This window comes from Streptomyces sp. NBC_01591 (genome assembly GCF_035918155.1).
In the GTDB taxonomy this organism is placed as follows: Bacteria; Actinomycetota; Actinomycetes; order Streptomycetales; family Streptomycetaceae; genus Streptomyces.
Window position 1 is genome coordinate 4,822,956 of the sequence record NZ_CP109327.1, and the last position, 25,748, is coordinate 4,848,703.

23 protein-coding genes and 1 riboswitch are annotated in these 25,748 nt (G+C 70.4%); of the genes, 11 read left to right on the forward strand and 12 right to left on the reverse strand.

Translation table 11 applies throughout. The annotated features are described in order from the left end of the window. Positions 1-79 precede the first annotated feature (79 nt). Positions 80-1,489, forward strand: a complete 1,410-nt coding sequence (locus tag OG978_RS22505) for a M1 family metallopeptidase (protein ID WP_326766940.1) — start codon at positions 80-82, stop codon at positions 1,487-1,489. A 25-nt stretch (positions 1,490-1,514) separates the two neighbouring features. Here the strand turns inward: OG978_RS22505 and OG978_RS22510 are convergent, their stop codons facing one another. After that, complete coding sequence (locus tag OG978_RS22510) at positions 1,515-3,095, reverse strand: M4 family metallopeptidase (protein ID WP_326766941.1); 1,581 nt, start codon at positions 3,093-3,095, stop codon at positions 1,515-1,517. A gap of 299 nt (positions 3,096-3,394) precedes the next feature. Then, positions 3,395-3,970 carry a TerD family protein gene (locus tag OG978_RS22515; RefSeq protein ID WP_266913805.1) on the reverse strand — a complete coding sequence of 192 codons (576 nt, stop codon included), beginning with the start codon at positions 3,968-3,970 and terminating at the stop codon, positions 3,395-3,397. A 183-nt stretch (positions 3,971-4,153) separates the two neighbouring features. Here OG978_RS22515 and arfB point away from each other — a divergent pair, with 183 nt between their 5' ends. Continuing rightward, positions 4,154-4,588, forward strand: coding sequence for an alternative ribosome rescue aminoacyl-tRNA hydrolase ArfB (gene arfB / locus OG978_RS22520; protein ID WP_093540299.1), 435 nt, complete (start codon positions 4,154-4,156; stop codon positions 4,586-4,588). 59 nt (positions 4,589-4,647) lie between these two features. Here arfB and OG978_RS22525 read toward each other — a convergent pair whose 3' ends face one another. Then, complete coding sequence (locus OG978_RS22525; RefSeq protein ID WP_124717219.1) at positions 4,648-5,154, reverse strand: flavin reductase family protein; 507 nt, start codon at positions 5,152-5,154, stop codon at positions 4,648-4,650. Positions 5,155-5,549: 395 nt separating this feature from the next. Between OG978_RS22525 and cdgB the strand changes: the two genes are divergently transcribed. Both cdgB and OG978_RS22535 read left to right on the forward strand, forming a co-directional pair. After that, a complete protein-coding gene (gene cdgB, locus OG978_RS22530) occupies positions 5,550-7,193 on the forward strand; it encodes a diguanylate cyclase CdgB (RefSeq protein WP_326766942.1) in 1,644 nt (547 codons plus the stop codon). 152 nt (positions 7,194-7,345) lie between these two features. Further along, positions 7,346-8,299, forward strand: a complete 954-nt coding sequence (locus tag OG978_RS22535; RefSeq protein ID WP_326766943.1) for a CBM35 domain-containing protein — start codon at positions 7,346-7,348, stop codon at positions 8,297-8,299. Positions 8,300-8,674: 375 nt separating this feature from the next. Here the strand turns inward: OG978_RS22535 and OG978_RS22540 are convergent, their stop codons facing one another. From OG978_RS22540 to OG978_RS22560, 5 genes are all read right to left on the reverse strand, one after another. Beyond that, positions 8,675-9,526, reverse strand: a complete 852-nt coding sequence (locus OG978_RS22540) for a class II fructose-bisphosphate aldolase (protein WP_326766944.1) — start codon at positions 9,524-9,526, stop codon at positions 8,675-8,677. Positions 9,527-9,585: 59 nt separating this feature from the next. Continuing rightward, positions 9,586-10,548: a 1-phosphofructokinase family hexose kinase gene (locus tag OG978_RS22545; RefSeq protein WP_326766945.1), complete on the reverse strand. Its 963-nt coding sequence runs from the start codon at positions 10,546-10,548 to the stop codon at positions 9,586-9,588. 170 nt (positions 10,549-10,718) lie between these two features. Continuing rightward, positions 10,719-11,873 (reverse strand): N-acetylglucosamine-6-phosphate deacetylase, encoded by a 1,155-nt coding sequence (gene nagA, locus OG978_RS22550; protein ID WP_326766946.1) that lies wholly within the window; start codon positions 11,871-11,873, stop codon positions 10,719-10,721. Then, positions 11,873-12,805 (reverse strand): ROK family protein, encoded by a 933-nt coding sequence (locus OG978_RS22555; RefSeq protein WP_326766947.1) that lies wholly within the window; start codon positions 12,803-12,805, stop codon positions 11,873-11,875. The genes nagA and OG978_RS22555 overlap by 1 nt, the downstream gene beginning before the upstream one ends. A 119-nt stretch (positions 12,806-12,924) precedes the next feature. Further along, a complete protein-coding gene (locus tag OG978_RS22560; RefSeq protein ID WP_326766948.1) occupies positions 12,925-13,833 on the reverse strand; it encodes an SIS domain-containing protein in 909 nt (302 codons plus the stop codon). Between the two features lie 230 nt (positions 13,834-14,063). Here OG978_RS22560 and OG978_RS22565 point away from each other — a divergent pair, with 230 nt between their 5' ends. The 3 genes from OG978_RS22565 to otsB all read left to right on the forward strand — a co-directional run bounded on the left by OG978_RS22565 (position 14,064) and on the right by otsB (position 15,776). Then, entirely contained in the window at positions 14,064-14,561 is a 498-nt protein-coding gene (locus tag OG978_RS22565; protein WP_442817733.1) for a hypothetical protein, read from the forward strand. A gap of 1 nt (position 14,562) precedes the next feature. Then, a complete protein-coding gene (locus OG978_RS22570; protein ID WP_326766949.1) occupies positions 14,563-14,820 on the forward strand; it encodes a DUF3263 domain-containing protein in 258 nt (85 codons plus the stop codon). 98 nt (positions 14,821-14,918) lie between these two features. Next, positions 14,919-15,776 carry a trehalose-phosphatase gene (gene otsB, locus OG978_RS22575; protein WP_326766950.1) on the forward strand — a complete coding sequence of 286 codons (858 nt, stop codon included), beginning with the start codon at positions 14,919-14,921 and terminating at the stop codon, positions 15,774-15,776. A gap of 177 nt (positions 15,777-15,953) precedes the next feature. Here otsB and OG978_RS22580 read toward each other — a convergent pair whose 3' ends face one another. Together OG978_RS22580 and OG978_RS22585 are read right to left on the reverse strand one after the other, a co-directional pair. After that, positions 15,954-17,357: an alpha,alpha-trehalose-phosphate synthase (UDP-forming) gene (locus OG978_RS22580; RefSeq protein WP_326766951.1), complete on the reverse strand. Its 1,404-nt coding sequence runs from the start codon at positions 17,355-17,357 to the stop codon at positions 15,954-15,956. Between the two features lie 54 nt (positions 17,358-17,411). Beyond that, a complete protein-coding gene (locus OG978_RS22585; RefSeq protein ID WP_326770121.1) occupies positions 17,412-18,368 on the reverse strand; it encodes a glucosyl-3-phosphoglycerate synthase in 957 nt (318 codons plus the stop codon). Positions 18,369-18,521: 153 nt separating this feature from the next. Continuing rightward, positions 18,522-18,648, forward strand: a riboswitch (SAM riboswitch). 17 nt (positions 18,649-18,665) lie between these two features. Here OG978_RS22585 and thrC point away from each other — a divergent pair. The 4 genes from thrC to groL all read left to right on the forward strand — a co-directional run bounded on the left by thrC (position 18,666) and on the right by groL (position 22,891). Then, positions 18,666-20,003, forward strand: coding sequence for a threonine synthase (thrC, locus tag OG978_RS22590; protein WP_326766952.1), 1,338 nt, complete (start codon positions 18,666-18,668; stop codon positions 20,001-20,003). 30 nt (positions 20,004-20,033) lie between these two features. Next, positions 20,034-20,312 carry a MoaD/ThiS family protein gene (locus OG978_RS22595; protein ID WP_114245832.1) on the forward strand — a complete coding sequence of 93 codons (279 nt, stop codon included), beginning with the start codon at positions 20,034-20,036 and terminating at the stop codon, positions 20,310-20,312. 422 nt (positions 20,313-20,734) lie between these two features. Beyond that, positions 20,735-20,941, forward strand: coding sequence for a cold-shock protein (locus OG978_RS22600; RefSeq protein WP_003967346.1), 207 nt, complete (start codon positions 20,735-20,737; stop codon positions 20,939-20,941). Positions 20,942-21,268: 327 nt separating this feature from the next. Further along, a complete protein-coding gene (gene groL / locus OG978_RS22605) occupies positions 21,269-22,891 on the forward strand; it encodes a chaperonin GroEL (protein WP_326766953.1) in 1,623 nt (540 codons plus the stop codon). 101 nt (positions 22,892-22,992) lie between these two features. Here the strand turns inward: groL and OG978_RS22610 are convergent, their stop codons facing one another. Both OG978_RS22610 and OG978_RS22615 read right to left on the reverse strand, forming a co-directional pair. Continuing rightward, positions 22,993-24,327 (reverse strand): alpha/beta hydrolase family protein, encoded by a 1,335-nt coding sequence (locus OG978_RS22610; protein WP_326766954.1) that lies wholly within the window; start codon positions 24,325-24,327, stop codon positions 22,993-22,995. A 156-nt stretch (positions 24,328-24,483) separates the two neighbouring features. After that, positions 24,484-25,725 (reverse strand): esterase/lipase family protein, encoded by a 1,242-nt coding sequence (locus tag OG978_RS22615; protein ID WP_326766955.1) that lies wholly within the window; start codon positions 25,723-25,725, stop codon positions 24,484-24,486. Between the last annotated feature and the right edge of the window lie 23 nt (positions 25,726-25,748).

Consider the following 25,748-nt stretch of genomic DNA (forward strand, 5'->3'; position numbering starts at 1 on the left):
CGCGAGCCGATGCCCACGAGCCGATGTCTCGTGAGCCGATATCCCGTCAATCGGACATTCCGCGCCTAGGATTGCCGCTGTGGATCAGCGAACACCTGTACGCCGCACGGCATGCGCCGCCGCTCTCGTCCTGCTGGTGCTGACGACGTCCAACGGCTGCACCGGCGGTGTCGAGGGCAGGCCCGGCGCCGCCGGCCTGCGCGATCCGTACTTCCCGAAGCTCGGCAACGGCGGCTACGACGTCACGCACTACGACCTCGCACTCGACGTCGACCCCGCCGCCCACCGGCTGCGCGGCACCGCCACGATCACCGCGCGCGCCACCCAGGACCTCAGCGCCTTCAACCTCGATCTCGACGGACTCACCGTGGACTCCGCGACCGTCGAGGGCCGCCCCGCCGCCGTCAACCGGGCGGGGCACGAGCTGACGCTGCGTCCCGACGCCGAGGTCATGAGCCGCCTGCGCAAGGGCAGGACGTTCCGTACGGTCGTCCGCTACTCGGGTTCCCCGCGGACCCTCACCGATTCCGACGGGTCCGAGGAGGGCTGGCTGAGGACCGCGGACGGTTCGGTCGCGCTCGGCGAACCGACCGGCTCGATGGCCTGGTTCCCCGGCAACAACCACCCGAGCGACAAGGCGTCGTACGACATCGCCGTCACCGTCCCCAAGGGGCTGACGGCGGTGTCCAACGGCGAGCCGGCCTCCCGCAGCACCTCGGGCGGTACCACCACGTACCGCTGGCACACCGCCGAACCGATGGCGAGCTATCTGGCGACCGTCGCCATCGGCCGCTTCGACACGAAGGCGTCGACGACCCCGGACGGCATCAAGGTGTTCACCGCCGCGGACACGACCGTGGCGGCGGACAGCGCACGGATCCTCGCCCGGATCCCCGAGGTCGTGAAGTGGGGGGCGGAGCGGTTCGGCCCGTACCCCTTCTCCGCCACGGGCGCGATCGTCGAGCGCCCCGGGGACGCCGGCTACGCCCTGGAGACCCAGGACCGGCCCGTCTTCCCCGGCCCGCCGGACACCGGGCTCCTCGTCCACGAGATGGCCCACCAGTGGTTCGGGGACTCCGTCACTCCCGAGAGCTGGCGGGACATGTGGCTCAACGAGGGCTTCGCGACCTACGCGGAGTGGCTGTGGGAGGACGACAAGGACGGCAGCCCGGTCCAGGACCGGTTCGACGCCGCCTTCGAGGACGACGACAACTGGGCCTTCCCGCCGGCCGATCCGCCGACGGCCGCGGACATCTCGCAGGCGCCGGTGTACGGGCGCGGGGCGATGGTCATCCACAGGATCCGGCAGGCTGTGGACGACGACCGGCGTTTCTTCGCACTCGTCAGGGGCTGGACGAAGGCCCACCGGCACGGCAACGCGTCGACCGCCGACTTCACCGCCTATGTGGAGAAGACGACCGGTCAGGACCTGACGGAGCTGTGGAACACCTGGCTGTACGGCAGGAGCCGGCCCGCCTCGAAGGGCTGACCGGCTCCCGGAGTACCTGGCCGAACTACTTCACGTTGACGCCGCTCCAGGCCGCCGAGACGGCGGTGAGCTCGGCGCTGTCCGCCCCGTACAGGTCGGTCGCCGCCTTCTCGGTCGCCTCGCGGGCGCCCGCGTAGTCGGTGGACGACGTCATGTACTCGGAGAGGGCCTTGTACCAGATCTGGACGGCCTTGTCCCGGCCGATGCCGGTGACGGTCGAGCCGTCGGAGGTCGGGGAGTCGTAGTCGACCCCGTTGATGGTCTTCGCGCCGCTGCCCTCGGACAGCAGGTAGAAGAAGTGGTTGGCGACACCGGAGGAGTAGTGCACGTCGAGGTCGCCGACGCTGCTGTCCCAGTAGTCGGCCGAGCCGCCGTCCTTGCTCGGCTTGTCCATGTAGCGCAGCGGGGTGCCGTCGCCGTTGATGTCGATCTTCTCGCCGATGAGGTAGTCGCCGATGTCGGTGCTGTTGTCGGCGGCGAACTCGACCGAGGTGCCGAGGATGTCGCTGGTCGCCTCGTTCAGGCCGCCGGACTCGCCGAAGTAGTCGAGGTTGGCGGTGGACGAGGTCAGGCCGTGGCTCATCTCGTGGCCCGCGACGTCGAGGGCGGTCAGCGCGCTCTTGTTGTCGGCGCCGTCGCCGTACGTCATGCAGAAGCAGCTGTCGTCCCAGAAGGCGTTGACGTATCCGTCGCCGTAGTGGACCCGCGAGTACGCGGCCTTGCCGTCACCGGCGATGCCCTCGCGGCCGAACGCCGACTTGTAGAAGTCCCAGGTCTGCGCGGCGCCGTAGGCGGCGTCCACGGCGGCGGTCTGGCGGTCGCCGCCGGTGCCGTCGCCCCAGGTGTCGTCGTCGTCCGTGACGAGGTCACCGGTGCCGCTCTCGCCCTGGTTCAGGTCGTACGTCTTGTGGCCGCCGCGGTCGCCGTCGGTCAGCTCGAAGCCGGAGCCGGACTCGGTGGTCGTCAGATCGACGTCGCCGCTGTACTGGCTGTGGCCGACGCCGGTCTCGACCGCCTCGTAGCTCTGGAGCTTCTTGCCGGTGATCGCGTCGGTGATGGTGTGCACACGGCTCGGCGTGCCGTCCTTCTGCACGCCGGTCTTCACCGTCTCCAGGGCGAGGACGGGCTTGCCGGAGCCCGCCCAGATCACCTTGCGGGCGGCGGCCGCGGTCTTGATCTTCGGCGTCGTGGACGGCACGGATATCCGGGCCTTGGTCGCCTTGGTGACGCCCTTGAGCTTTCCGCCGCGGGCGGTGTGGGTGACGAGGTCGCCGCCGAGCACCGGCAGCCCGTCGTAGGTGCGCTCGTAGCGGGTGTGGACGGTGCCGTCGGCGTCCTTGATCACATCACGGACGATCAGCTTCTCCTTGCCGCCGAGCCCGAGCGAGTCGGCGGTCGAAGAGGCGTCGCTCTGTGCGGACTTGATGGCGATGGTGCGCTGCGAGGCCTTGTTGGCGCCGAAGGGGACGACGCTGCGAGTGGCGGAGGGACCGTCATTGCCGTTGTCGGGCACGGCGTTTGCCGCACCGGTCTGCATGCCGACGGCGACCATCGCGGCCACGGCGGCCAGGGCTGCGGCGCGACGGGTGTTCATGTGGGGGGTCATGCGCTCTCCGTTGCTCGTTCCGTGGGGGGTTACGAGCCGAGAGCGTGCCACCGAATGACCAGCATTGACGGAGTACTAACAAATACCTCACATTTATTTGACCACTTCTTGTCCGAATGGAATACACATGTGTTCGTTAATCGGCGGGAGTTGGGGCTCGGTGCTCGGTGGCACCGCATACCGGACGCCGGGCACATGCCTCGGTCGCGCACACGCTCCGGTGGCGCGCATGCTTCCGGGCGCGCATGCAGAAGCCCCCGGCCGCAACGGCCGGGGGCTTCTGTGGTCGTGCTCGTGCGTCAGAGGTTGACGCCGAAGTCCTGCGCGATGCCGCGCAGGCCGGAGGCGTAACCCTGACCGACGGCGCGGAACTTCCACTCCGCGCCGTTGCGGTACAGCTCACCGAAGACCATGGCAGTCTCGGTGGCGGCGTCCTCGCTCAGGTCGTAGCGGGCGATCTCGGTGCCGCCGGCCTGGTTGAGGATGCGGATGAACGCGTTGCGCACCTGGCCGAAGTTCTGGCTGCGGGTCTCGGCGTCGTAGATCGAGACCGGGAAGACGATCTTGTCGACGTCGGCCGGCAGACCCGCCAGGTTGACGTTGATCTGCTCGTCGTCGCCCTCGCCCTGGCCCGTGACGTTGTCACCGGTGTGGACGATGGTCTGGTCGGGCGTCGACTTGTTGTTGAAGAAGACGAAGTGGCCGTCGGAGACGACCTTCCCGGCCGGGTTGACCGCGATCGCCGAGGCGTCGAGGTCGAAGTCGGTGCCGGTGGTGGTGCGGACGTCCCAGCCGAGGCCGACCGTGACGGCGGTCAGGCCCGGGGCCTCCTTGGTGAGGGAGACGTTGCCGCCCTTGGACAGGCTTACAGCCATGGGAAGTCCCTTTCATCGTCGATTGCGGGCTTCATGTCATCACGAAGCTACCGTCACAGGTCATAACGCGGACAAGGGACCAGGAGGTTCCTGATCCCTTTACTTTCTTTACCGAAGTCCCCCGGTCGGGCGGACGGCCTGTACGGCAAAAGAAGGTGACGAACACCCTCTGGTCCGGGGAACATGGGTGTCATGTCCGGGCCCTATGTCATCCGCGGTTCGGTCTCCCTGCCGGAGGCCGAGCTCATGTGGCGTTTCTCGCGGTCCTCGGGACCCGGCGGTCAGCACGTCAACACCAGCGACTCCCAGGTGGAGCTCCGCTTCGACCTCGCGGCGACCGAGTCGCTCCCCGAGGTGTGGAAGGAGCGGGCGCTCCAGCGCCTGGAGAGCAGGCTGGTGGGCGGCGTGATCGCGGTACGGGCCTCCGAGCACCGCTCCCAGTGGCGCAACCGCGAGACGGCTCTCGTACGGCTCGCCTCCCTGCTCGCCGAGGCGACGGCGCCGCCCCCGAGGCCGCGCCGCAAGACCAGGATTCCGCGGGGCATCAACGAACGCCGGCTGCGTGAGAAGAAGCAGCGCGGCGAGACCAAGCGCGGCCGCTCCGGCCGCGACTGGTGACGGGCCGGGTCTTCACCCGGGCTCCGGGACCGGCCGTCCGGGGCGCGGCCCCGCCGTCCTCAGCCCAGCTGCCGGTACCGCCCCCGGAAGTACGTCAGCGGCGACCCGTCCCCGCTGGGCAGGGCCGCGCTCAGCACCCGGCCGATCACCAGCGTGTGGTCGCCCGCCACGACCCGCTGCTCGGTGCGGCACTCCAGCGTGGCCAGTGCTCCTCCGATCAGCGGCGCGGCGGTGACCTCCCCCCGGGTGTAGGGGATGTCCTCGAACAGCAGCCGGTCGCTGATCCGGCCCTTCATCGCGAACCGCCCGGCGACGTGCCGCTGGCTCTCGGCGAGCACGGACACCGCCCACAGCGGCTGCTCCGACAGCAGGTCGTCCATCCGGGAGTCGTTGCGCAGGCTGACCATCACCAGCGGCGGGTCCAGCGACACCGACATGAAGGCGGTCGCCGTCATGCCGACGTCCTCGCCGCGTCCGTTCTCGTCCAGCGGCGGCTCCTGGGCGGTGATCAGCACGACACCGGCGGCCAGCCGGGCGAGGGCGCCTCGGAACTCATCGTTGCTCACCCCCTCAGCATGGGGGATGGGCCGGGAACGCGGGGCGGGGGTCTTCGTCTGTGACACATCGGGCACGCTAGCCGCGGAACGAGTGACCCCGCATCGGGCCAGGGGACCAGCCTGGTCCTAGGACCTGTGGTCCGCGACGGGCGCGGCGGCGCTGCGCGACGTACGGATTCGCGTTCAGGAGAACGTACAGATTTGCGTTCAAGAAAAGGATGGGGCGAATCCGTGAGGCACTCGCGACCCTTCACCATCTGTTGTGACTTGAGTCACAGAGTGCAATATTTGTTGACCCTGTGTACCGGCTGCACAGCTCACTGTGATTCAGTTGCCGTGACACTGCAGTAAGTACGTCGATATGAAACCTGGAGTGCTGTCGAGGTCTCGGGGAGTTGCGAGCAATGGAGGCCGAGTCGGAGCCGTACGTCCGTCTTGCGACGATGCGGCAGCTGCACCAGGCCGTGGCCGATCTCAATACGGCGCGGAGCCTGGCCGACACGCTGCAGACCGTGGCCGACGGAATCGTCACCGGTCTCGGCTACGAGCTGGCCTGTGTGAACCTGGTTCGCCCCGACGGTGATCTCGTCGTCGCCGCCTTCGCGGGCAACAGCGCGGCGGAAGCCCTGATCACCGGCCGAGTCGGCTCGCGCGCCTCCTGGGAGCGCCGGCTGACGATGGGGCGGGCCTGGGACGAGCTCCGTTTCATACCGCACACCGACGGCTGGGTCCTCCTCGACGACGACGTACCGCAGTGGCACACCGACGGGCCGGAACCCCGCTTCGAGGACGAGTGGCACCCCCAGGACCGCCTCTACGCCCCGATGTACGCGTCCGGCGGCGGTGCCGATCTCCTGGGCGTCATTTCCGTGGACCGCCCACGCGGCGGCCGCCGCCCCGGCGCCTGGGGCCGCGAGGCCCTCCAGATGTACGCATCACAGGCCGCCATTGCGATCAGCAACGCCCGGCTCAGAGCAAACATGCAGCGGGCGCTGGTCCGTCTCGAACGGGAGCAGCAGGCGCTGCGGGCCAGCGAGGAGTCCTTCCGCCAGGCCTTCGAGTACGCGCCCAGCGGCATGGCCATCGCCGAGATGGGCGGCGATCAGCACGGCCGGCTGCTGCGCACCAACGACGCCCTGTGCCGGCTGCTGGGCCGTCCCGCGTCCGTGCTGCGCCGCTACTCCTTCGCCGACCTGGTCCACCCCGAGGACATCGGCACCCTGCTGCGCACCTCCGCCGAGGGCGGCCGTGCCGAGCTGCGGCTCGGGCGGCGGGACGGCACCTACCTCTGGGTCTCGCTGCGCAACTCCGTCGTCGCCGACACCGCGGACGGCCCCCGCTTCCTGCTCACCCACGTCGAGGACATAGAGGAGCGCAAGCGCCACGAGCTGCATCTGGCGCACCGTGCCTCGCACGACGCGCTCACCGGCCTGCCCAACAGCGCCGAGCTGCGCTCCCGGCTGAGCGCCCGGCTCTGTGAGCGCCCGAACGCGGCGGCCACCACCCCGGTGGAGGCGCTGGACGCGGCCTTCGGTGGCGCCGACGATCCGGACGCGCGGACGCACGGCTACGAGGTGGACTCGGCACCCGGCGGCCCGTACGACCACCATGTGCATGCCGTCGCACCCGACACCGAGCACGACGACGGGGCGAAGGGGCTCGCGGTCCTCTTCTGCGACCTCGACGGCTTCAAGTCGATCAACGACCGCTTCGGCCACCACACCGGTGACGCCGTGCTGATCGAGGTCGCCCGTCGGCTCACCACCTGTGTCCGCGACGGCGACACCGTGGCCCGGCTCGGGGGTGACGAATTCGTCGTCCTCGCCGACGGGCTGGGCGACGCGGACGCCGCGGACCTGGCCGTACGCCTCCGTAACGCCATCATTCCGCCCATCCGGGTCGACGGCCGGGCGGTGCGCGTGGGGGCGAGTTTCGGCATCGGCTGGGCCGCCTGCGGCATGACCGCCGAAGAGGTGCTGCGCTCCGCCGACCAGCGGATGTACGTGGAGAAGCGGTCCCGGTCGAAGGTTCACCGCAGGGCCGGCTGACGTTCACCGCGGCGCGGTCCTTGTGCTCCGCCGCGCTTCCGGTAGCTGCGACGGCAATTCTTGGGGTGGGCCGTTCGAGGTAGGCTCGGCCGGTCGGCCACGGCTGGCAGCATTCGGCGACGGCTGGCGACATGGTGAGGAGTGACCCAGGGATGACGGCCGGGAACAACGGCGCAAACACGCCCGAGGACGACGATCCGTTCGGCTACCTCTACGAGGACGGTCAGGCAGCGGGCGCCCAGCCGCCGCGGCAGGGCGGCTACGGCTACCCGCCGGCGGCACCGCAGCCCGGTGTGCCCCGGACCTCGTACAACCAGGTGCGCACCGTCGGCGAGCGCCAGTACGGCCAGCAGGTGCCGCAGCAGCAGGCGTACGGCCAGCCGAACGCGCAGTACGCCGCCCCGGAGACGTACCCCGGCGCCGCCACCGCGCAGGTCCCGCAGCATCAGGGCGGCCGCGGCCGTCCCGGCGGCCCCGACAGGGGCGGCCCGAACACCAAGGGCCTGCTGATCGGTGCGGTCGCGGTGGTCCTGGTCGTACTCATCGGCATCGGCGCCGCGCTGATCACGGGCGACCCGGACAAGGACAAGAAGAAGGACGAGGCCACCTCCTCCGCCGGTCCCGGCGGCCAGGTCGAGGAGTCCCCGAAGCCCCAGCAGTCCCCCAGCTCCGAGGCCCCGGCCGAGCTGCCCAAGCAGGACGCGGCGACGCTGAAGCTGGGCGGCACGGCCCAGCTGGACAACACGACCAAGGGCGCGGAAGGCCCGAACGGCTCATACGTCACGGGCTTCAACGCGGTTGGGTCATCCGTGACGTGGAAGGCAGCGATGAAGGAGAAAGGCAAGTACCGCTTGACGGTGCGCTATGCGATTCCCGCCAAGGACGCTAATGCGACGCTGACGGTGAACGGGAAGCCTAATTCGCAGCCCATCGGCCTCAAGAACTTCATCCACTCGTCCGACTCGAACTGGGAAAAGAACTGGCAGACCACCTGGGCGCCGGTCGACCTGATCAAGGGTGAGAACGAGGTCAGCATCTCGTGCCAGGAAGGGAATCAGTGCGACGTGATCCTGGATTGGCTGCAAGTCACCCCTGCGAAGGGTTAGCCCATTGAGGGCGAACGCTTTGCGGCCTCTCCCGGCGCCCGAACCCGGGAGAGGTCGCGTGAGCACCCTCACCTAGGCCGGGTCGGGTCGAGCTGCGCGGCGAAAAAGCCGAGGCCGTCCGCAGGACCTCGCTCGCCCGGCGCAGTTCCCGCACCTCGCGCCTGGCCACGGCTTTTCATATCTTATTTTCAGGATGTGCTTGATGCGCTGCTTGGTTGGCGCTCTGAAGCCGAGGACCGGGTGCACCCGGTCCTCGGTCCGGGATCGGGACACTGAACCCGGAAGGCACTCAGCTGTTCAAGACCGTCCGACCTCGCGGCGAGCCAGGATGAGAAAACTCCGTTGCTCGGCGCGCGCGACGCGCTGCGCGCCTGGTCAGCCCATCAGCGCGAGGAACCCCGCCACCGTCGCGGCCATCGCCTCGCGCCCGGGGGCGAGGTACTTCCGCGGGTCCACGCCCGTGGTGTTCTCGGCCAGATAGGCCCGCACCGCGCCGGTGAACGCGGTGTTCAGCGCCGTGCCCACGTTGATCTTGACCATGCCGGAGGAGGCCACGGCCCGGCGGATCTCGTCGTCCGGGACGCCGCTGGAGCCATGCAGCACCAGCGGGACCGGGACGGCCTCGCGGAGCCGGCCGATCAGCTCGTGGTCCAGGGCGGCGGTGCGCTCGGTCATCGCGTGCGAGGAGCCGACGGCGACGGCCAGCGCGTCCACCCCGGTGTCGCGGACGTACGCGGCGGCCTCGGCCGGGTCCGTGCGGACACCGGGGGCGTGGGCGTCGAGCGGGGCCTCGCCCTCCTTGCCGCCGACCTTGCCGAGCTCGGCCTCGATCCAGATGCCGCGCTCACGGCCCCAGGCCACCGCCTCGGCCGTGGCCCGCACGTTCTCCTCGTACGACAGCTTGGACGCGTCGAACATGACGGAGCCGAAGCCCTCGGTGTGCGCCTGGTGGAGCAGCTCCACGGACTCGACGTGGTCGAGGTGGAGGGCGAGCGGGGCACTGGACGCGCGGGCGACGGCGGCGGCCGCGGCGGCGATCGCGGAGAGCCGTCCGCCGTGGAACTTCACGGCGTTCTCGGAGATCTGGAGGATGGCGGGGGCTCCGGCGCGCTCCGCGCCGGCCGCGATGGCCTCCGCGTGCTCCAGCGTGATGACATTGAAGGCGGCGATCCCGCGTCCCTCGGCCTGGGCGGCGGAGACGAGTTCACCGGTGCTGACGAGCGGCATGCTGACCTCTTGCTACTTCTTTCGGACCGGCGGACGGGCCGGTCCGGGACGGGCGCGGCCTATCGGGCCGCCGGTGCGTGTTCCTCGATGCCGACGCGCGACAGCAGCTCCTCGTACGCCGCGCGGTCGAAATCACCGGCTGTCGGGGAGAGCACGGTCGCCGTCGACAGTGCCACCGCCCGCCGTAGCCGGTTCGGCCAGCTCAGCCCCTCGACGAGGCCGGACAGCAGCCCGGCCACCGCGGAGTCGCCCGCGCCGGTCGGATTGCCCAGGACCTTGGCGGGCGGCGCTGCCTGCCAGCTGCCTTCGGGGGTGACCGCCAGCATGCCGTTCGGGCCCAGCGAGGCGATGACCCCGCGCGCGCCGCGGCGGCGGGCGTCGCGGGTGGCGCGCATCGGTTCGCGGGAGCCGGTGAGCTGGGCGAGCTCGTCGGCGTTCGGCTTGATCAGGTCGGGGCGGGCGGCGATGCCGCGGCGGAGCGGTTCGCCGCTGGTGTCCAGGAGCACGGGGACACCGGCGGCGCGGGCCGGGCGGACCAGTTCGGCGTAGGCGCCGACGTGGATGCCGGGCGGCAGGCTGCCGCAGAGCGCGACGGCGTCGGCCCCGGTGAGGAGCTCCTCGTACCGGCCGAGGAGGGCGGTCCACTCGTCGGCGGTGACGAGCGGTCCGGGTTCGTTGAGCTGGGTGGTGTCGCCGGTGGCCCGGTCGACGACGGCTATGGTGCGGCGGGTGTTCCCGGCGACGGTGACGAGAGCATCGGTGATCGGTGCGGGGGCGTTCGGCGAGGTGGCGTCCGTGGGCAGGCCGGCCAGCAGCTCGCGGAGCACGGCTCCGGTGGAGCCTCCGGTGAAGCCGGTGACCACCGTTTCGTGGCCGAGCGCGGAGAGCACCCGGGCCACGTTGAGTCCCTTGCCGCCGGGGCGCTCGGACATGTCGCTGACGCGGTGGCTGGCGTGCGGGACGAGTTCCGGGACGCCGTACGTCAGGTCGAGTGCCGTATTCAGTGTGACCGTGAGGATCACCGCGGCCGCTCCCTCGATCCCTGCTCCGAAGCGCGAGACCGTGGACGGAATGCGCTTTCTCTGGCTGTTCTCCAGGCGATCATGCCAAAGAGGTGACGGTCGGCCCAGACCTCCGGACCAACCGCCGTCTCTTCGTTACGAATTCGACTCACCGTCAATAACGGGGCAGATCAGCCGACCTGGAGCTCTTTGATCCATTCGCCCTTGCGCATGACGCCCTTGAGCCCGAAGTCCTCGTCCAGGACCACCAGGTCCGCGTCCTTGCCCGGTTCCAGCGAGCCGACCTTGTCGTACACGCCGAGCAGCCGGGCCGGGTTGGCGGAGATGGACTGCACGACGTCGCCGACCGGGATCCGGTCGATGGTCACGGCCCGGTGGAACGCGGTGTCCAGGGTGAGCGTGGAGCCCGCGATCGAGTCGCCCTCGACCAGCCGCGCGACGCCGTCCTTGACCTCGACCGCGAGCGGGCCGAGCTGGTACAGGCCGTCGCCGAAGCCGGCCGCGTCCATGGCGTCGGTGATCAGCGCGACGCGGTGGGCGCCCGCGTGGTGGTAGGCCAGCTCCAGGGCCGCGGGGTGCAGATGCGTGCCGTCGTTGATCAGCTCGACGGTGATCCGCTCGTCCTCCAGCAGCGCCGCGATCGGGCCGGGCTCGCGGTGGGCGAGCGGCGGCATCGCGTTGAAGAGGTGGGTGGCGACGGTGGCGCCCGCGTCGATCGCCTCGACGGTCTGCTCGTACGTGGCGTCGGTGTGCCCGATCGCGGCGATGACGCCGTGCTCGGCGAGCAGCCGCACCGAGTCGATGCCGCCCGGCAGTTCGGTGGCGAGCGTGAACATCTTCGCGGTGCCGCGCGCCGCGTCCATCAACTTGCGGACCTCGGCCGGGTCCGGGTGGCGCAGCAGGTCCTCGCTGTGCGCGCCCTTGCGGCACGGCGAGATGAACGGCCCCTCGAAGTGGATACCGGCCAGGTCGCCCTGCTCCACCAGCTCGGACAGGACGCCGGCCCGGTGGGCGAGGAAGTCCATCTCGCCGGTGACCGTGGAGGCGACCAGCGTGGTGGTGCCGTGCTCGCGGTGGGTGCGGATGCCGGTGAGGACCTCGTCCAGGGTGCCGGAGGTGAAGGACGCGCCGCCGCCGCCGTGGTTGTGCATGTCGACGAAGCCGGGGACCACCCAGTGGCCGCTCAGGTCTACGGTCGGTGCGCCCTCCGCCGTGGAACCGGCGATCCGGGTGCCCTCGACGATCACCCGGCCGTTCTCGACCGTCCCGGTGGGAAGCACCACCCGGGCACCTGCGAGAACTGTGCTGTCTGCGCGTCCGGCCATCAGGCGGATACCTCCGTGGAGAGAAGATCCCAGGCGAGCAGCCCTGCGCCCAGGCATCCGGCGGTGTCCCCGAGGGCCGCCGGGACGATGTGGGGCAGCTTCTGGAACGTGACGCGTTCCTCGACGGCCGCACGGAGTGGTGTGAACAAGGTTTCCCCGGCCTCGGCGAGACCGCCACCGATGATGAGCGCGCGCGGGTTGAGCAACGTCAGCGCGGTGACCAGCCCGGCGGCGAGCGCGTCCACCGCGTTCCGCCAGACCTCCACCGCTGCCGGGTCGCCGGACTCGACGGCCTTCGCGCAGTCCGCGGCGTCCGCCTCGGGGTCGCCGGAGGCGGCGGCCCAGGCGCGGCTGACGGCGGACGCGGACGCCAGGGTCTCCAGACAGCCGCGCTGTCCGCAGCTGCAGTCGGGCCCGTCCGGCCGGACCACGATGTGGCCGATCTCGCCCGCGTACCCGTGCGCGCCCGCCTCGATCGTGCCCGCGATGCCGATGGCCCCGGCGATGCCAGTGCCCAGCGGCACGAAGAGGAAGCGGTCGGCGCCCTTGCCCGCGCCGATCCGGCCCTCGGCGAGCCCGCCGGTGCGCACATCGTGGCCGAGCGCGACGGGAACGCCGCCGAGCCGCTCGCCGAGCAGTTGCCGCATGGGTACGTCGCGCCAGCCCAGGTTCGCGGCGTAGACCGCGATCCCGTTCTCGGCGTCGACGAGGCCGGGCACGGCGACACCGGCCGCGAGGGCGCTCTCGCCGAGGTGCTCCTCGCCGTACGCCCGCAGATCGGCGGCGAAGCCGAGGATCGACTCCACGACGGCTTCGGGGCCGCGCTCTCTGCCGGTCGCCCGCCGTGCCTCGTACAGCAGGGCGCCGTCGGCCCCGACCAGTGCGGCCTTCATTCCGGTGCCGCCCACATCGAGGGCGATGACGTGTTTCACGGGAAACAGTTTCGCCCGAGGAGGCAAAAAGGTCTAGTCCACTATCCCGGTTTGTTGCGGATGCATACAAAATCGCGACCACGACTTCGCGGCACCGGAACCGGGCCGTCCGGGACAGCTCAGGGCGAAAGGATCACGCTGCGCGAGAGGTTGCGCGGGTGGTCCGGGTCGTACCCCTTCGACTCCGCCAGCTCGACCGCCAGCCGCTGCGCCCGGATCAGATCCGCCATCGGGTCCGCCGTGGCGTGCGCGACCAGCGTTCCGCCCACCCGCGCCACATCACCGGCGAGCCCCTCCGGCAGCCGGCCGAACACCCACGCCACCCGGTGCGGCCCGGTGATCGAGATCGGGCCGTGGCGGTACTCCATCGCCGGGTACGACTCCGTCCAGGCGCCCGCCGCCTCGCGCATCTTCAGCCCGGCCTCCTGTGCCAGCCCGTACGTCCAGCCGCGCCCCAGGAACGTCCACTGCTCGGCCGAGACCACCGCCTCGTCCAGCGGCTCCGTCACCGCGAGCTCCGCGTCCACCGCGGCGGCGGCGACCGTCTTCACCCCGGCCGGAAGCGGACCCGATGCCTCGAGGCCGGCCCGCAGAAAGGCCAGCGCGGTGGTGGCGAACCGGGTCTGGACGACCGACTCCTCGTCCGCCCAGTCCAGTACGGCCACGGCGTCGGCGGCGTCCATGACCGGCGTCTTCGGGTCGGCGGTCAGCGCGACGGTGGCGACCCTGCCGCGCAGCTCGCCCAGCAGCTCCAGCACCTCCGTCGTGGTGCCGGAACGGGTGATCGCCACCACCCGGTCGTACGGGCGCCCGGCCGGGAACTCCGATGACGGGTACGCGTCCGTCTCGCCCTGCCCGGCCGCCTCGCGCAGCGCCGCGTACGCGATGGCCATGAACCAGGAGGTGCCGCACCCGGTGACGGCGACCCGCTCGCCGGGCCGCGGCAGCCCGTCGAACACCGCCCCCGCCTCCGCGGCACGCCGCCAGCAGCCGGGCTGGGTGGCAATTTCAGATGCGGTACGCGACATGCTGGACGGCTCCTTGCGGCGTGGAACGTAACGATGCGGGCGGTACGGCACAGCGGCGGTGCGGGGCAGATGGGCCCGAAGAGCCCTGCACCGGAACCTACTTAGCAGTAGGCACAGCTCGGGGGCAATGCTCTCAGGTACGCGGGGCCGGGCACCGGCCCGGTTGCGTTGCGAAAGCGATACCGGCTGTGGTGTAGACCATCGGCGAGCGCAAGGGCGTCTCCGTCGGCATGGTGCCGATGCCCGGCAGCGACGGCCCCAGCAAGGGCTCGCTCGGAGTGGCCGACTGGATCACGGGCTTCAAGCAGCACGGCCACCGCGTGCAGCTGGGCAAGTTCTTCGACTATCTGTTCACCGACAAGAACGTCATCGACTTCGCCGACGAGTACGACCTGCTCCCGGTCACCGACAGCGCCTCCGCGGCCATGGAGTCCGACGCCGAATACAAGCCGCTGTGGAAGTTCCTGGCCGCGCTGCCGGACTCGCAGTTCTACCCGTACGGCAAGACGTCCTGGGCCCGGTCCAGCGAGTCGATCAAGGAGAACATCGGCAAGGCGGTCGAGCCGAACGGCAGCCCCGCGAGCGTGCTGGGCCGGATCGCACGCGATTCGGCCGCGGCAGCGGACAAGGACCAGCGGACGAGGACCAGCGGACGAGGACCAGCGGCCTGTCCGGCGGATCGGGGTCTGGCAGGTGGCGGCCCTTCGGGCGGGCGATATGTTGGCTGATATGACCGCCCCCACGAATGGCCCCGACGACCCGGACGGCCTCTCCGACAGGGACCGCGCCGTGCTCGCCGTCGAACGGCAGTCGTGGTCCGGCCCCGGGGCGAAGGAGCGGGCGATCCGCGAACAGCTGGGCATCTCGCCCACGCGCTACTACCAGCTCCTGAACGCCCTGCTGGACGACCGCCGCGCCCTGGAGGAGGACCCGGTGACGGTGAACCGCCTCCGCCGGGTCAGGGCCGCAAGACGCGGCCGCCGCTAGCTCAAGCCCCTCCGGCGATTGAGGAGCGGGGGCCCGGGACAGCGCCCCCGGCAACGCACACCTGCCCCAACCGCGCGCCCCAGCTATAGGCTCCCCCCATGGGCAGCAACCCCGAAGCACCCACACTCCCGACCCCCACCACCCCCGCCGGCCAAGAGGCCCTCGCCGCGATCCTCGCGCGCCCCGACCGCGCCGTCATCGCGCTCGATTTCGACGGCACCCTCGCCGACATCGTCCCGGACCCGGAACAGGCCCGCGCCCACCCCGGCGCCGTCGAGGCCCTCGTCGCGCTCGCCCCGAAAGTGGCCTCCGTCGCCGTGATCACCGGCCGCCCGGCCGGTGTCGCGGTCCGGCACGGCGGCTTCGCCGGAGTACCCGGCCTCGACCACCTCGTCGTCCTCGGCCACTACGGCGCCGAACGCTGGGACGCCGTGTCCGGCACCGTCCACGCCCCCGCCCCGCACCCCGGCATCGCCGCGGTCCGCGCCGAACTCCCGGGCGTGCTGGACCGGTCCGGCTCGTGGCACGGCACCTGGATCGAGGAGAAGGGCCGGGCGATCGCCGTCCACACCCGCCGCGCCTCCGACCCGCAGGCCGCGTTCGAGGCGCTGGGCGGCCCCCTCGGCGACCTCGCCGCCCGGCACGGACTGATCGTCGAACCGGGCCGGCTGGTCCTGGAACTGCGCCCGCCGGGCATGGACAAGGGCGTGGCGCTCGCTCAGTACCTACGGGAGACGGACGCCGAGTCCGTGCTGTACGCGGGCGACGACCTCGGCGACCTCGCCGCTTACGCCGCGGTGGAGAAGTTCCGCACCGAGGGCCCCGACGGCATCCCCGGCCTGCTGGTCTGCAGCGGCAGCGCGGAGGTGCCCGAACTGGCCGAGCGGGCCGACCTGCTGCTGACCGGACCGGGCGACGTCGTCGCCTTCCTGGCGGCACTGGCCCGGCGAATCTGACAGCCCCGGACGCTCAGAGCGTCCGGCAGTAGGCCTCGCGGCGTCGCGGGGGCTGGGGCACGCACCTCGCGGCGTTGTCGTCAATCACCAACGCTCCGCGTTGCCTCAATCCTCTGCCTTGCGATGCACGCACCCCAGCCCCGCTCCTTCACCCGCGCTGCCTACTGCCGGACGCTCTCACTCCCGCCGCAGCGCGTCCAGTTGGTCCAGGAACCACTGCTGCGGCGGCAGCGCTACCGCCGCCGCGGCCAGGCGTTCCGTGCGTGCGGCTCGTTCGTCCTCCGCCATCGTCAGCGCCTCGTGCAGCGCCACCGCCGTCGCCGAGACGTCGTACGGGTTCACCACGACCGCGTCGCTGCCCAGCTCCTCGTACGCCCCCGCCTCCCGCGACAGCACCAGCGCGCAGCCGTGGTCGGAGACGACCGGGATCTCCTTGGCGACCAGGTTCATGCCGTCCCGGATCGGGTTGACGAGCGCCACGTCGGCCAGCCGGTACGCGGCGAGCGAGCGGGCGAAGTCGTCCTTGACGTGCAGCACGACCGGCGTCCAGCCCTCCGTGCCGTACACGGCGTTGATCTCGTCGGCGACCCGCTGCACCTCGGCCGTGTAGTCGCGGTACACCGCGAGGTCCTGCCGGGAGGGGTACGCGAAGGCGACATGGACGACGCGCTCGCGCCATTCGGGCCGCTCGGCCAGGAGCTCGCGGTAGGCGAGCAGGCCGCGCACGATGTTCTTGGACAGTTCCGTTCTGTCCACCCGTACGATCGTCCTCCGGCCGGGGCCGGCCTGCTCGCGCAGCGCCGCCATCCGCTCGTCCACGTCCGCCTCGTGCGCCCGGCGGCGCAGGAAGTCCGCGTCCGCGCCGAGCCCGTGCACCCCGATCCTGGTCCGCCCGGTGCCGCCCAGAATCTGGGTGCAGCAGCCGATGAACGCGTCCGCCCAGCGCCGGGTCAGGAACGCCGCCCGGTCCGCGCCCAGGATGCCGTGCAGCAACTGCTCGGCGATGTCGTCGGGGAGCAGCCGGAAGTAGTCGACGGGCGCCCACGGGGTGTGCGAGAAATGGCCGATCCGCAGGTCGGGGCGGAGCTCGCGGAGCATGCCGGGCACCAGCGCCAGGTGGTAGTCCTGCACCAGCACCGCGGCGCCCTGCCCCGCCTCCTCGGCGAGCGCCTCGGCGAAGGCCCGGTTGTAGGTCTCGAACGAGGCCCACTGCCGCCGGAACTCCGCGTCGAAGACCGGCTCCAGCGGTGTCTGGTACAGCATGTGGTGGACGAACCAGAGCACCGAATTCGCGATGCCGTTGTACGCGTCGGTGTGGACGTCCGCGTCGATGTCGAGCATCCGTACACCCGGCTCACCGACCCCGCGCCGGACCGCCTCCCGGTCCCCGTCGCCGAGCGCGGCGCACACCCACAGCTTGTCGTCGACGGCGCTCAGCCCGGAGACGAGACCGCCGCCGCCCCGTCTCGCGTCGAGCGATCCGTCCGTGCCCAGGGTGTACGAGACCGGGCCGCGGTTGGACGCGACGAGGACCTGGGCGTCGGACCGGGCAGCGGGCTGGGCATCGTGCGCGGAGACCATGTTGCGGAATCTAGCCCGATCACGAACCGCCCAAACGTGCGAAGTCAGGCCACGTCAGGCCGCGCGCCGCGAAACGTACTCCTCGATCTCGCACATCGGGGGCCGCTCCTCGGTGTCCACGGCATGGGTGCGCGGTACGAAACCGTTCGGGCCGCGCTCGAACTGGGTGAGCGCCGGGCGCACCAAGTGGCCGCGGGACAGCCGCAGTTGTGCGGTCCGGTAGATCGCTGCCGCCATCCGGCCGAGCGCCTGCCCGTCCTGGTGCCGGTGCTTGCGCACCCCCACGTCGACCTGGGCCAGCGCGTCCAGCCCCACCGTGTGCAGCGCGTCGACCAGGAGGCCCAGCTCCACGCCGTAGCCGACGGGGAAGGGCAGCCGTTCGAGCAGGGAGCGGCGTACGGCGTACTCACCGCCCAGCGGCTGGACGAAACCGGCCAGTTGCGGCCAGTGCAGATTGAGCAGCGGACGCGCCACCAGCTCGGTCACACGACCGCCCTGGCCTGCTGTGTCACCGAAGGGGCGGTCGTACATCGCCTTCACGAACTGCACGTCAGGGTCGGTCAGCAGCGGGCCGACGATGCCGGAGACGAAGTCCGCCGAGAAGTCCTTCAGGTCGGCGTCGACGAAGCACACGATGTCGCCGCCGGTCACCAGGAGCGAGCGCCACAGCACCTCGCCCTTGCCGGGCACGGCCGGAATCCGGGGGAGTATCGCGTCGCGGTGCACCACCCGGGCGCCGGCCTCCCGGGCCACTTTCGCGGTGGCGTCCGTGGAACCGGAATCGATCACCACGAGCTCGTCGACCAGCTGGATCTTCTCCATCAGCTCGCGCCGGATCGTCGCGACGATCTCGCCGACCGTCGCCTCCTCGTTCAGTGCGGGCAGTACGACACTGACGCTGCCGCGGCCCGCTTCCCCGGCTCTTGCCCTGGCGGCCAGCAGGCGGTCCATCGGGCGGTCGGCGGCCGACCAGGAGCGCCTGGCCAGCCAGCATTCGACCTCTTCCAGCACGGTCGATACTCCCTGTATGTGATCCATCTCGCGGTTCGGACGACTATCTCAACAGTCCGATGCTTCGGTTACAGTCTTGAACAACGCGGACGACCATCGCATGCCGGGGTCCGTCCGCCGATAAATGCCCGGATCGAAGATCCGGTGCCACAGCGCTCATCCAGAGGGACTGAGGGAACGGCCCGTTGAAGTCCCGGCAACCCTCCCGCCGACCGCGAGGTCAGGTGGGGAAGGTGCCAATTCCGTCTCGTGGCGAAACGCGCCGCGAGGAAGATGAGGAGAAAGGGCCTCGCCACCATGGCTGCGCAGACCGTTGCAGTAAGCACCAATTCTTCCGCCGAAGCCACCGAAGCCGCGGAATCCACCGGCGCCCACGCCGTCGACCTCGGTCCCGCCGCGGGGCTTTCCTGCCGCGAGTGCGGCGAGCGTTTCGAGCTCGGCCCCATTTTCGCCTGCGCGTCCTGTTTCGGGCCGCTCGAAGTGGCGTACGACCTGCCGAGCGGCTCCCCCGAAGAGCTGAGGAAGCGCATCGAGGCCGGACCGGCCAACATCTGGCGCTACGCGCCGCTGCTGCCGGTCCCCGCCGATGTCGCCGAGAAGCCGAACCTGAACCCCGGCTGGACCAAGCTCGTCCAGGCCGACAACCTCGCCCGTGAGATCGGTGTCGAGCAGGGCAAACTGTTCGTCAAGGACGACTCCGGCAACCCCACGCACTCCTTCAAGGACCGCGTCGTCGCCCAGGCCATCGAGGCCGCCCGCGCCTTCGGCTTCACCACCCTCTCCTGCTCCTCCACCGGCAACCTCGCCGGCGCCGTCGGCGCCGCGGCGGCCCGCGCCGGCTTCCGCTCCTGCGTGTTCATCCCGCACGACCTGGAGCAGGGCAAGGTCGTCATGGCGGCGGTGTACGGCGGTGAGCTGGTCGGCATCGAGGGCAACTACGACGACGTCAACCGCTTCTGCTCCGAGCTCATCGGCGACCCGCTCGGCGAGGGCTGGGGCTTCGTCAACGTCAACCTGCGCCCGTACTACGGCGAGGGCTCCAAGACCCTGGCGTACGAGATCTGCGAGCAGCTCGGCTGGCAGCTCCCGGACCAGCTGGTCATCCCGATCGCGTCCGGCTCGCAGTTCACGAAGATCGACAAGGGCCTCCAGGAGCTGATCAAGCTCGGCCTCGTCGAGGACAAGCCGTACAAGCTCTTCGGCGCCCAGGCCGAGGGCTGCTCGCCGGTCTCGGTCGCGTACAAGGGCGGCCACGACGTCGTCCGGCCGCAGAAGCCGAACACGATCGCCAAGTCCCTCGCCATCGGCAACCCGGCCGACGGCCCGTACGTCCTGGACATCGCCCGCCGAACCGGCGGCGCGGTGGAGGATGTGAACGACGAGCAGGTCGTCGACGCGATCAAGCTGCTGGCGCGCACCGAGGGCATCTTCGCGGAGACGGCGGGCGGTGTGACGGTCGGCGTGACGAAGAAGCTCATCGAGGCCGGTCTGATCGACCCGTCGCTGACCACCGTCGTACTCAACACGGGTGACGGCCTCAAGACCCTCGACGCGGTGGCCGATACCTCACAGGCGACCGCGACCATCCGCCCCAGCCTGGACGCGTTCCGCGCCGCCGGCCTCGCCACCAGCTGACCACCCGAGACTCCAGGAAGGGCACCCACCATGAGCGTCAAGGTCCGCATCCCCACCATCCTCCGCACCTACACGGGCGGCCAGACCGAGGTCCCGGCCGAGGGCTCGACCCTCTCCCAGGTCATCGAGTCCCTGGAGCAGAACCACCCGGGCATCGCCGCCCGCGTCCTGGACGACCAGGGCAAGCTGCGCCGCTTCGTGAACGTGTACGTCAACGACGACGACGTGCGCTTCGAGGGTGGCCTGGAGACGGCGACGCCGGACGGCGCCGGCATCTCGATCATCCCGGCGGTGGCGGGCGGCTGCTGACGCCCCGTCCGACCGCACCGCGTTATCGAATTGCCCCCTCCGCTTATTGAAGCGGAGGGGGCAATTCTGCATGGTTGAGCGCGGTACAGTGTGGGAAGTCCCCCCAGCTGCCCGTGCCGCCCGCATATGAGAATGCGCCCGGCCACGACAAGATGCAGCCAAAGTGCGCGATCCGCTTGAGGCATAAGTCGCCTTTGCCTGGCCCGACTTGCCCAGGAATCTCATGAATTCCGCATATCCGGGCGTTCGGTGCTGCCTAGAATTCTCGTCCGATTGACCTGTTGCAGAGGGCAGTTGGGCAGATACATTCAGCCGCGGTCGACGCGTTCCGGCGCACACACCCTCTCCTGTCGGAGGGTGAGTTCTGACCCGGGTCCGCGAAGTGCGGTCCTGCGCAAGGGCCAGTAATAGGGGAGTTAGGCATGGCTCAGGGCACCGTCAAGTGGTTCAACGCGGAGAAGGGGTACGGCTTCATCGCGGTCGACGGTGGTGCGGATGTTTTCGTCCACTACAGCGCGATCCAGATGGACGGGTACCGCACCCTCGAAGAGGGTCAGCGAGTTGAATTCGAGATCTCGCAGGGCCAGAAGGGGCCGCAGGCAGACATGGTCAAGCTCGCCGTCGGCTGAGTTCGGCGCGGTCGGCCAACGACACCACTCACGCACTGAGGGCCCGTACCCCGGGGGTACGGGCCCTCAGTGCGTCCCGGTGCGCCCTGAGCGCCCCGAGCCGCCCCCCGGCGCAGTGTCCACATCCCGAGGGGGACGCTTGCACTCTCGGGGGTCGAGTGCTAATCATTGGCGTTAGCACTCTCCAGGTGAGAGTGACAGAACTTGGATCGGGCCGGTGAGGCCCGCAGGGCCGATGGGGCAAGGAACCACCGGTCACGCAGGCCGTCCGTCGCGGGCGCCACTCGGTCCGGAGAAATCCACCCCTGTCCGGGAGGACCACTTCACATGGCCAAGATCATCGCGTTCGACGAGGAGGCCCGGCGCGGTCTCGAGCGCGGCATGAACCAGCTCGCCGACGCCGTCAAGGTCACCCTTGGCCCCAAGGGTCGCAACGTCGTCCTTGAGAAGAAGTGGGGCGCCCCCACGATCACCAACGATGGTGTTTCCATCGCCAAGGAGATCGAGCTGGAGGACCCGTACGAGAAGATCGGTGCGGAGCTGGTCAAGGAGGTCGCCAAGAAGACGGACGACGTCGCCGGCGACGGTACGACCACCGCCACCGTTCTCGCCCAGGCTCTCGTCCGCGAGGGCCTGCGCAACGTCGCCGCGGGTGCCAACCCGATGGCCCTCAAGCGGGGTATCGAGAAGGCCGTCGAGGCCGTCTCCGCCGCCCTCCTGGAGCAGGCCAAGGACGTGGAGACCAAGGAGCAGATCGCTTCGACGGCCTCCATCTCCGCCGCCGACACCCAGATCGGCGAGCTCATCGCCGAGGCCATGGACAAGGTCGGCAAGGAAGGCGTCATCACCGTCGAGGAGTCCCAGACCTTCGGTCTGGAGCTCGAGCTCACCGAGGGTATGCGCTTCGACAAGGGCTACATCTCGGCGTACTTCGCCACCGACATGGAGCGCATGGAGTCGTCCCTCGACGACCCGTACATCCTGATCGTCAACTCCAAGGTCAGCAACGTGAAGGACCTCCTTCCGCTGCTGGAGAAGGTCATGCAGTCCGGCAAGGCGCTGCTGATCATCGCCGAGGACGTCGAGGGCGAGGCCCTGTCGACCCTGGTCGTCAACAAGATCCGTGGCACCTTCAAGTCCGTCGCCGTCAAGGCCCCGGGCTTCGGTGACCGCCGCAAGGCCATGCTCGGCGACATCGCCATCCTCACCGGTGGCACCGTCATCTCCGAGGAGGTCGGCCTCAAGCTGGAGAACGCCGGTCTCGACCTGCTCGGCCGCGCCCGCAAGGTCGTCATCACCAAGGACGAGACGACGATCGTCGACGGTGCCGGTGACAGCGACCAGGTCCAGGGTCGCGTCAACCAGATCCGCGCCGAGATCGAGAACTCCGACTCGGACTACGACCGCGAGAAGCTCCAGGAGCGCCTCGCGAAGCTGGCCGGCGGCGTGGCCGTCATCAAGGCCGGTGCCGCGACCGAGGTCGAGCTCAAGGAGCGCAAGCACCGCATCGAGGACGCGGTGCGCAACGCCAAGGCCGCCGTCGAGGAGGGCATCGTCGCCGGTGGTGGCGTGGCTCTGCTCCAGGCCTCGGCCGTCTTCGAGAAGCTGGAGCTCTCGGGTGACGAGGCGACCGGCGCCAACGCCGTCAAGCTGGCGCTGGAGGCCCCGCTCAAGCAGATCGCCGTCAACGGTGGTCTCGAGGGCGGCGTCGTCGTCGAGAAGGTGCGCAACCTGGCCGTCGGCCACGGTCTGAACGCCGCGACCGGCGAGTACGTCGACATGATCGCCGAGGGCATTCTCGACCCGGCGAAGGTCACGCGCTCCGCCCTGCAGAACGCCGCGTCCATCGCCGCGCTGTTCCTCACCACCGAGGCCGTCATCGCCGACAAGCCGGAGAAGGCCACCGCGGCCGCTCCGGGCGGCATGCCGGGCGGTGACATGGACTTCTGATCCTGACGGATCGGTAGTTCCGGCACAGCTTCACAGCTCTGCCGCGTGGGCCCCGGGACCAGCTGGTCCCGGGGCCCACGCGCGTTCCCCACCTGTCGGCGCTACCGCGCGAACACCATCTCCGGGAAGCGTTGCGAGGGCCCGTCCAGCAGATGGTCGTCGCGCCCGCGCAGCCACCGGTCGAAGAACGACGCCACGTACGCCCGGTTCGCGGCCAGCGCCCGGCCCGGCGGCACCGTCCCGACCGCTCCGGCGAGCCCGCCCTCCGGCACCGCGCCCTGCCGGGCCAGCTGGGGCAGCAGCACCTCGGCGTCCGTGTACGAGGCGTGCCGCGAACCGGTCAGCGTCACATCGGCCTTCCAGCCGCGGGTGTTCGCCCAGAACGCCGCCCACGACGGCTGTTGCCGGTAGTCGCCCGAGCCCTCGCTCCCGGTCCCCATCAGCAGCAACGGCCGGTCGAGCCCGTCCAGGGCCACGCTGCTCAGGTGGGTACCGTCCGGTTCCCGCCCGCCGACGTAGTCCATTACGCCGTCCATGTTGATGCCCGCCCGGACGCGCCGGTCGTCGTGCATCGTCTGCGCCGTGGTGAACCCGCCCGCGGACTGGCCGAACATGCCGACCCGGCGCAGATCGAGCGCTCCGCCGAACCGTGTCCGGTTCAGCCGGGCCAGCTCGTCGAGCAGGAACCTGCTGTCGGCGACCCGTACCGCCACGACCTTCTCCAGCAGAGCGCTGATCGCCTCCGGGTCGGTCGGCGGCGTCCCGTCGAAGATCCGCATGGTGGCCAGCCGGCCGTCGGGGAACTCGACCTCGGTCGCCTCGTGGGTGTGGTCGATCGTGACGACGGCGTACCCCCGGCTCGCCAGGTCCTCCACGAGCGCGGTGTTCCAGGTTCGCGGGTCACCGAGCCCGGGAGAGTACAACACCACGGGCAGTTGCCCGGCCCGGTGGTCGACGGGTGCGTCCTCGTGCGCGTGGGTGAGCGTCGCGCCCCAGTCGACGCTCCCGGGCGCCAGTCCCAGGTTGAGCGCCGCGGCTCCCTCCGCGCTCCCGAAGTGGGCCGCCGCCCCGGCCGTCATCTGCGACACGGCACGCCCCGGTCCGCCCGGCCGGGCCGGGTACCAGAGGCTGACCATCAGCTCCCGGTGGGCGGAGGTGCCCGGCACCCAGGGCTCGGTCCGCGAGCGGTCGACGAGGTGGAGCGCGACGCTTCCGACGGCGAACGGACCGGTGGGACGCGGGAGTTCGGCCTTCGGTAGCGAGGACCGGCGGGTGGCCGGCCCCCCGGAGGTCCGCCCGGTCGCGGCGGCGGGTGACGGCAGGGCGCTCGTGGCCAGCAACGCCGAAGCCGCCAGTCCGGTGACGAGCACCTGACGACGGCTGTGACTACGGCTGCGGCTGCGGTCGCGACTCGGAATGTGCGGGACGGCTGTCACGTGGGGCTCCCCCGTAGGTCTGCGGTCGACGCGCCCACGATGCCCGCCGGAGCATCGTGAGCGCGTGATACCGCAGTCCCCACTTCGTCGTGAGCGCCTGGCTCCCCGGTATGACGGGACGTCGGACACCGCGACGCTTCCGCGTTACGTCCCGTCCTACGGCAGGCGGTCGAGGAGCCAGGTGCAGAGTTCCTCCGTCACGAGGGTGTGTCCCTCGTTCCGGGAAGCGAGCTTGAACTCGTCCAGCCCGCTCGCGTCCTCCGAGGGCTCCGAGATGTTCTTGTACAGCTCCTCGTCCGTGTCCAGATCGCCGACATCGACCGCGCTGACGGACGGCACGAAGCAGTGCGACCGGATGCGTACGTCGGTCTTGAAGCCGAGGATCGGGCTCAGGGCGTTCAGCCCGTCGGCGAGGATGCCGAAGCCTTCGAGTGAGCCGCCGGGTGCGCCGTCGATCGACGGGAGCCCTTTCGTGCGGACCTCGTTGGTCTTCAGCGTCACCACTCGCAGCTTCGCGACGAGTTCGTCGGGGCCCGGCGCCTGGGTGTAGAGCTTGGTTCCCACGACCGACAGGCCCTTGCCCTCCAGGGCCAGTTCGCCCGCCCGCACATCGGTGCCGGTGCCGTCGGCCACGCCGTTGGCGACGCCGATCAGCCGGGGCCGGCGCGGCCATTGGCCGACGGCTGCCATCTCGGCGAGGAACTGGGCGCGCAAGACGCTCTGGTCCGGTGTGTCGTCCCACTTCTCGATGTGTCGCCACAGCAGCTGCTGGGCGGCCGGGCTGTTGATCTGGTCGGAGAACCGGCTGTCGAGATCCTTGATGTAGTGCGCGAACGCCTGGAGCGCGATCGGGATCCAGGCGCCGCGGTGCGGGCTGTCGTACGAGAAGTACAGCGCCGTCTGGTGGTCGATGCCTTCGTACTCCAACTTGGCCAGCGCATGCCGGGTGACGAGCCCGCCCATGCTGAACCCGCCGACGGCCAGCGGAGTGAAGTCCTGTCGTTCTTCGATGGCCCGCATGATCGCGGCCTGCGCGGTGCGGGAGTTGTCCAGAATCGATGCACTGCGTTCGTGGAAGCCGAGAAGGATGACGTCATGGCCACGGCGGCGCAGCTCGCTGATGAGCGCGTAGTCGCCGAACTCCATGATCTCCCAGGAGAATTCCAGCTCGCTCGGCCCCGTGTTGAAGCCGTCGGCGAAGATGACCGGCCGTACGAGGCCGGTGTTCCCCTCGCCGTAGTAGACCCAGGCGGTACCGCCCGGCAGGTCCCACACGGTGCTGGGCGGCAGCGGGAGGGAGACGGGCTTCTCCGCGTCCAGGCGGGGGCCGGGGGCCAGGGCGATGGGGGGCTTGTCGCGGAGCTCGGAGACGATCTGCTCGTGGGACGGTTCGGACATGGTTCGTTCCCCTTTGGGACGGT

Coding starts and splice junctions, on each gene's coding strand:
- OG978_RS22510 (WP_326766941.1), bottom strand. CDS start 3,095: ATGACCCCCCACATGAACACCCGTCGCGCCGCAGCCCTGGCCGCCGTG.
- OG978_RS22515 (WP_266913805.1), bottom strand. CDS start 3,970: ATGGCTGTAAGCCTGTCCAAGGGCGGCAACGTCTCCCTCACCAAGGAG.
- arfB (WP_093540299.1), top strand. CDS start 4,154: ATGGGTGTCATGTCCGGGCCCTATGTCATCCGCGGTTCGGTCTCCCTG.
- cdgB (WP_326766942.1), top strand. CDS start 5,550: ATGGAGGCCGAGTCGGAGCCGTACGTCCGTCTTGCGACGATGCGGCAG.
- OG978_RS22535 (WP_326766943.1), top strand. CDS start 7,346: ATGACGGCCGGGAACAACGGCGCAAACACGCCCGAGGACGACGATCCG.
- OG978_RS22540 (WP_326766944.1), bottom strand. CDS start 9,526: ATGCCGCTCGTCAGCACCGGTGAACTCGTCTCCGCCGCCCAGGCCGAG.
- nagA (WP_326766946.1), bottom strand. CDS start 11,873: ATGGCCGGACGCGCAGACAGCACAGTTCTCGCAGGTGCCCGGGTGGTG.
- OG978_RS22560 (WP_326766948.1), bottom strand. CDS start 13,833: ATGTCGCGTACCGCATCTGAAATTGCCACCCAGCCCGGCTGCTGGCGG.
- OG978_RS22565 (WP_442817733.1), top strand. CDS start 14,064: ATGGTGCCGATGCCCGGCAGCGACGGCCCCAGCAAGGGCTCGCTCGGA.
- OG978_RS22570 (WP_326766949.1), top strand. CDS start 14,563: ATGACCGCCCCCACGAATGGCCCCGACGACCCGGACGGCCTCTCCGAC.
- otsB (WP_326766950.1), top strand. CDS start 14,919: ATGGGCAGCAACCCCGAAGCACCCACACTCCCGACCCCCACCACCCCC.
- OG978_RS22580 (WP_326766951.1), bottom strand. CDS start 17,357: ATGGTCTCCGCGCACGATGCCCAGCCCGCTGCCCGGTCCGACGCCCAG.
- thrC (WP_326766952.1), top strand. CDS start 18,666: ATGGCTGCGCAGACCGTTGCAGTAAGCACCAATTCTTCCGCCGAAGCC.
- OG978_RS22595 (WP_114245832.1), top strand. CDS start 20,034: ATGAGCGTCAAGGTCCGCATCCCCACCATCCTCCGCACCTACACGGGC.
- OG978_RS22600 (WP_003967346.1), top strand. CDS start 20,735: ATGGCTCAGGGCACCGTCAAGTGGTTCAACGCGGAGAAGGGGTACGGC.
- groL (WP_326766953.1), top strand. CDS start 21,269: ATGGCCAAGATCATCGCGTTCGACGAGGAGGCCCGGCGCGGTCTCGAG.
- OG978_RS22615 (WP_326766955.1), bottom strand. CDS start 25,725: ATGTCCGAACCGTCCCACGAGCAGATCGTCTCCGAGCTCCGCGACAAG.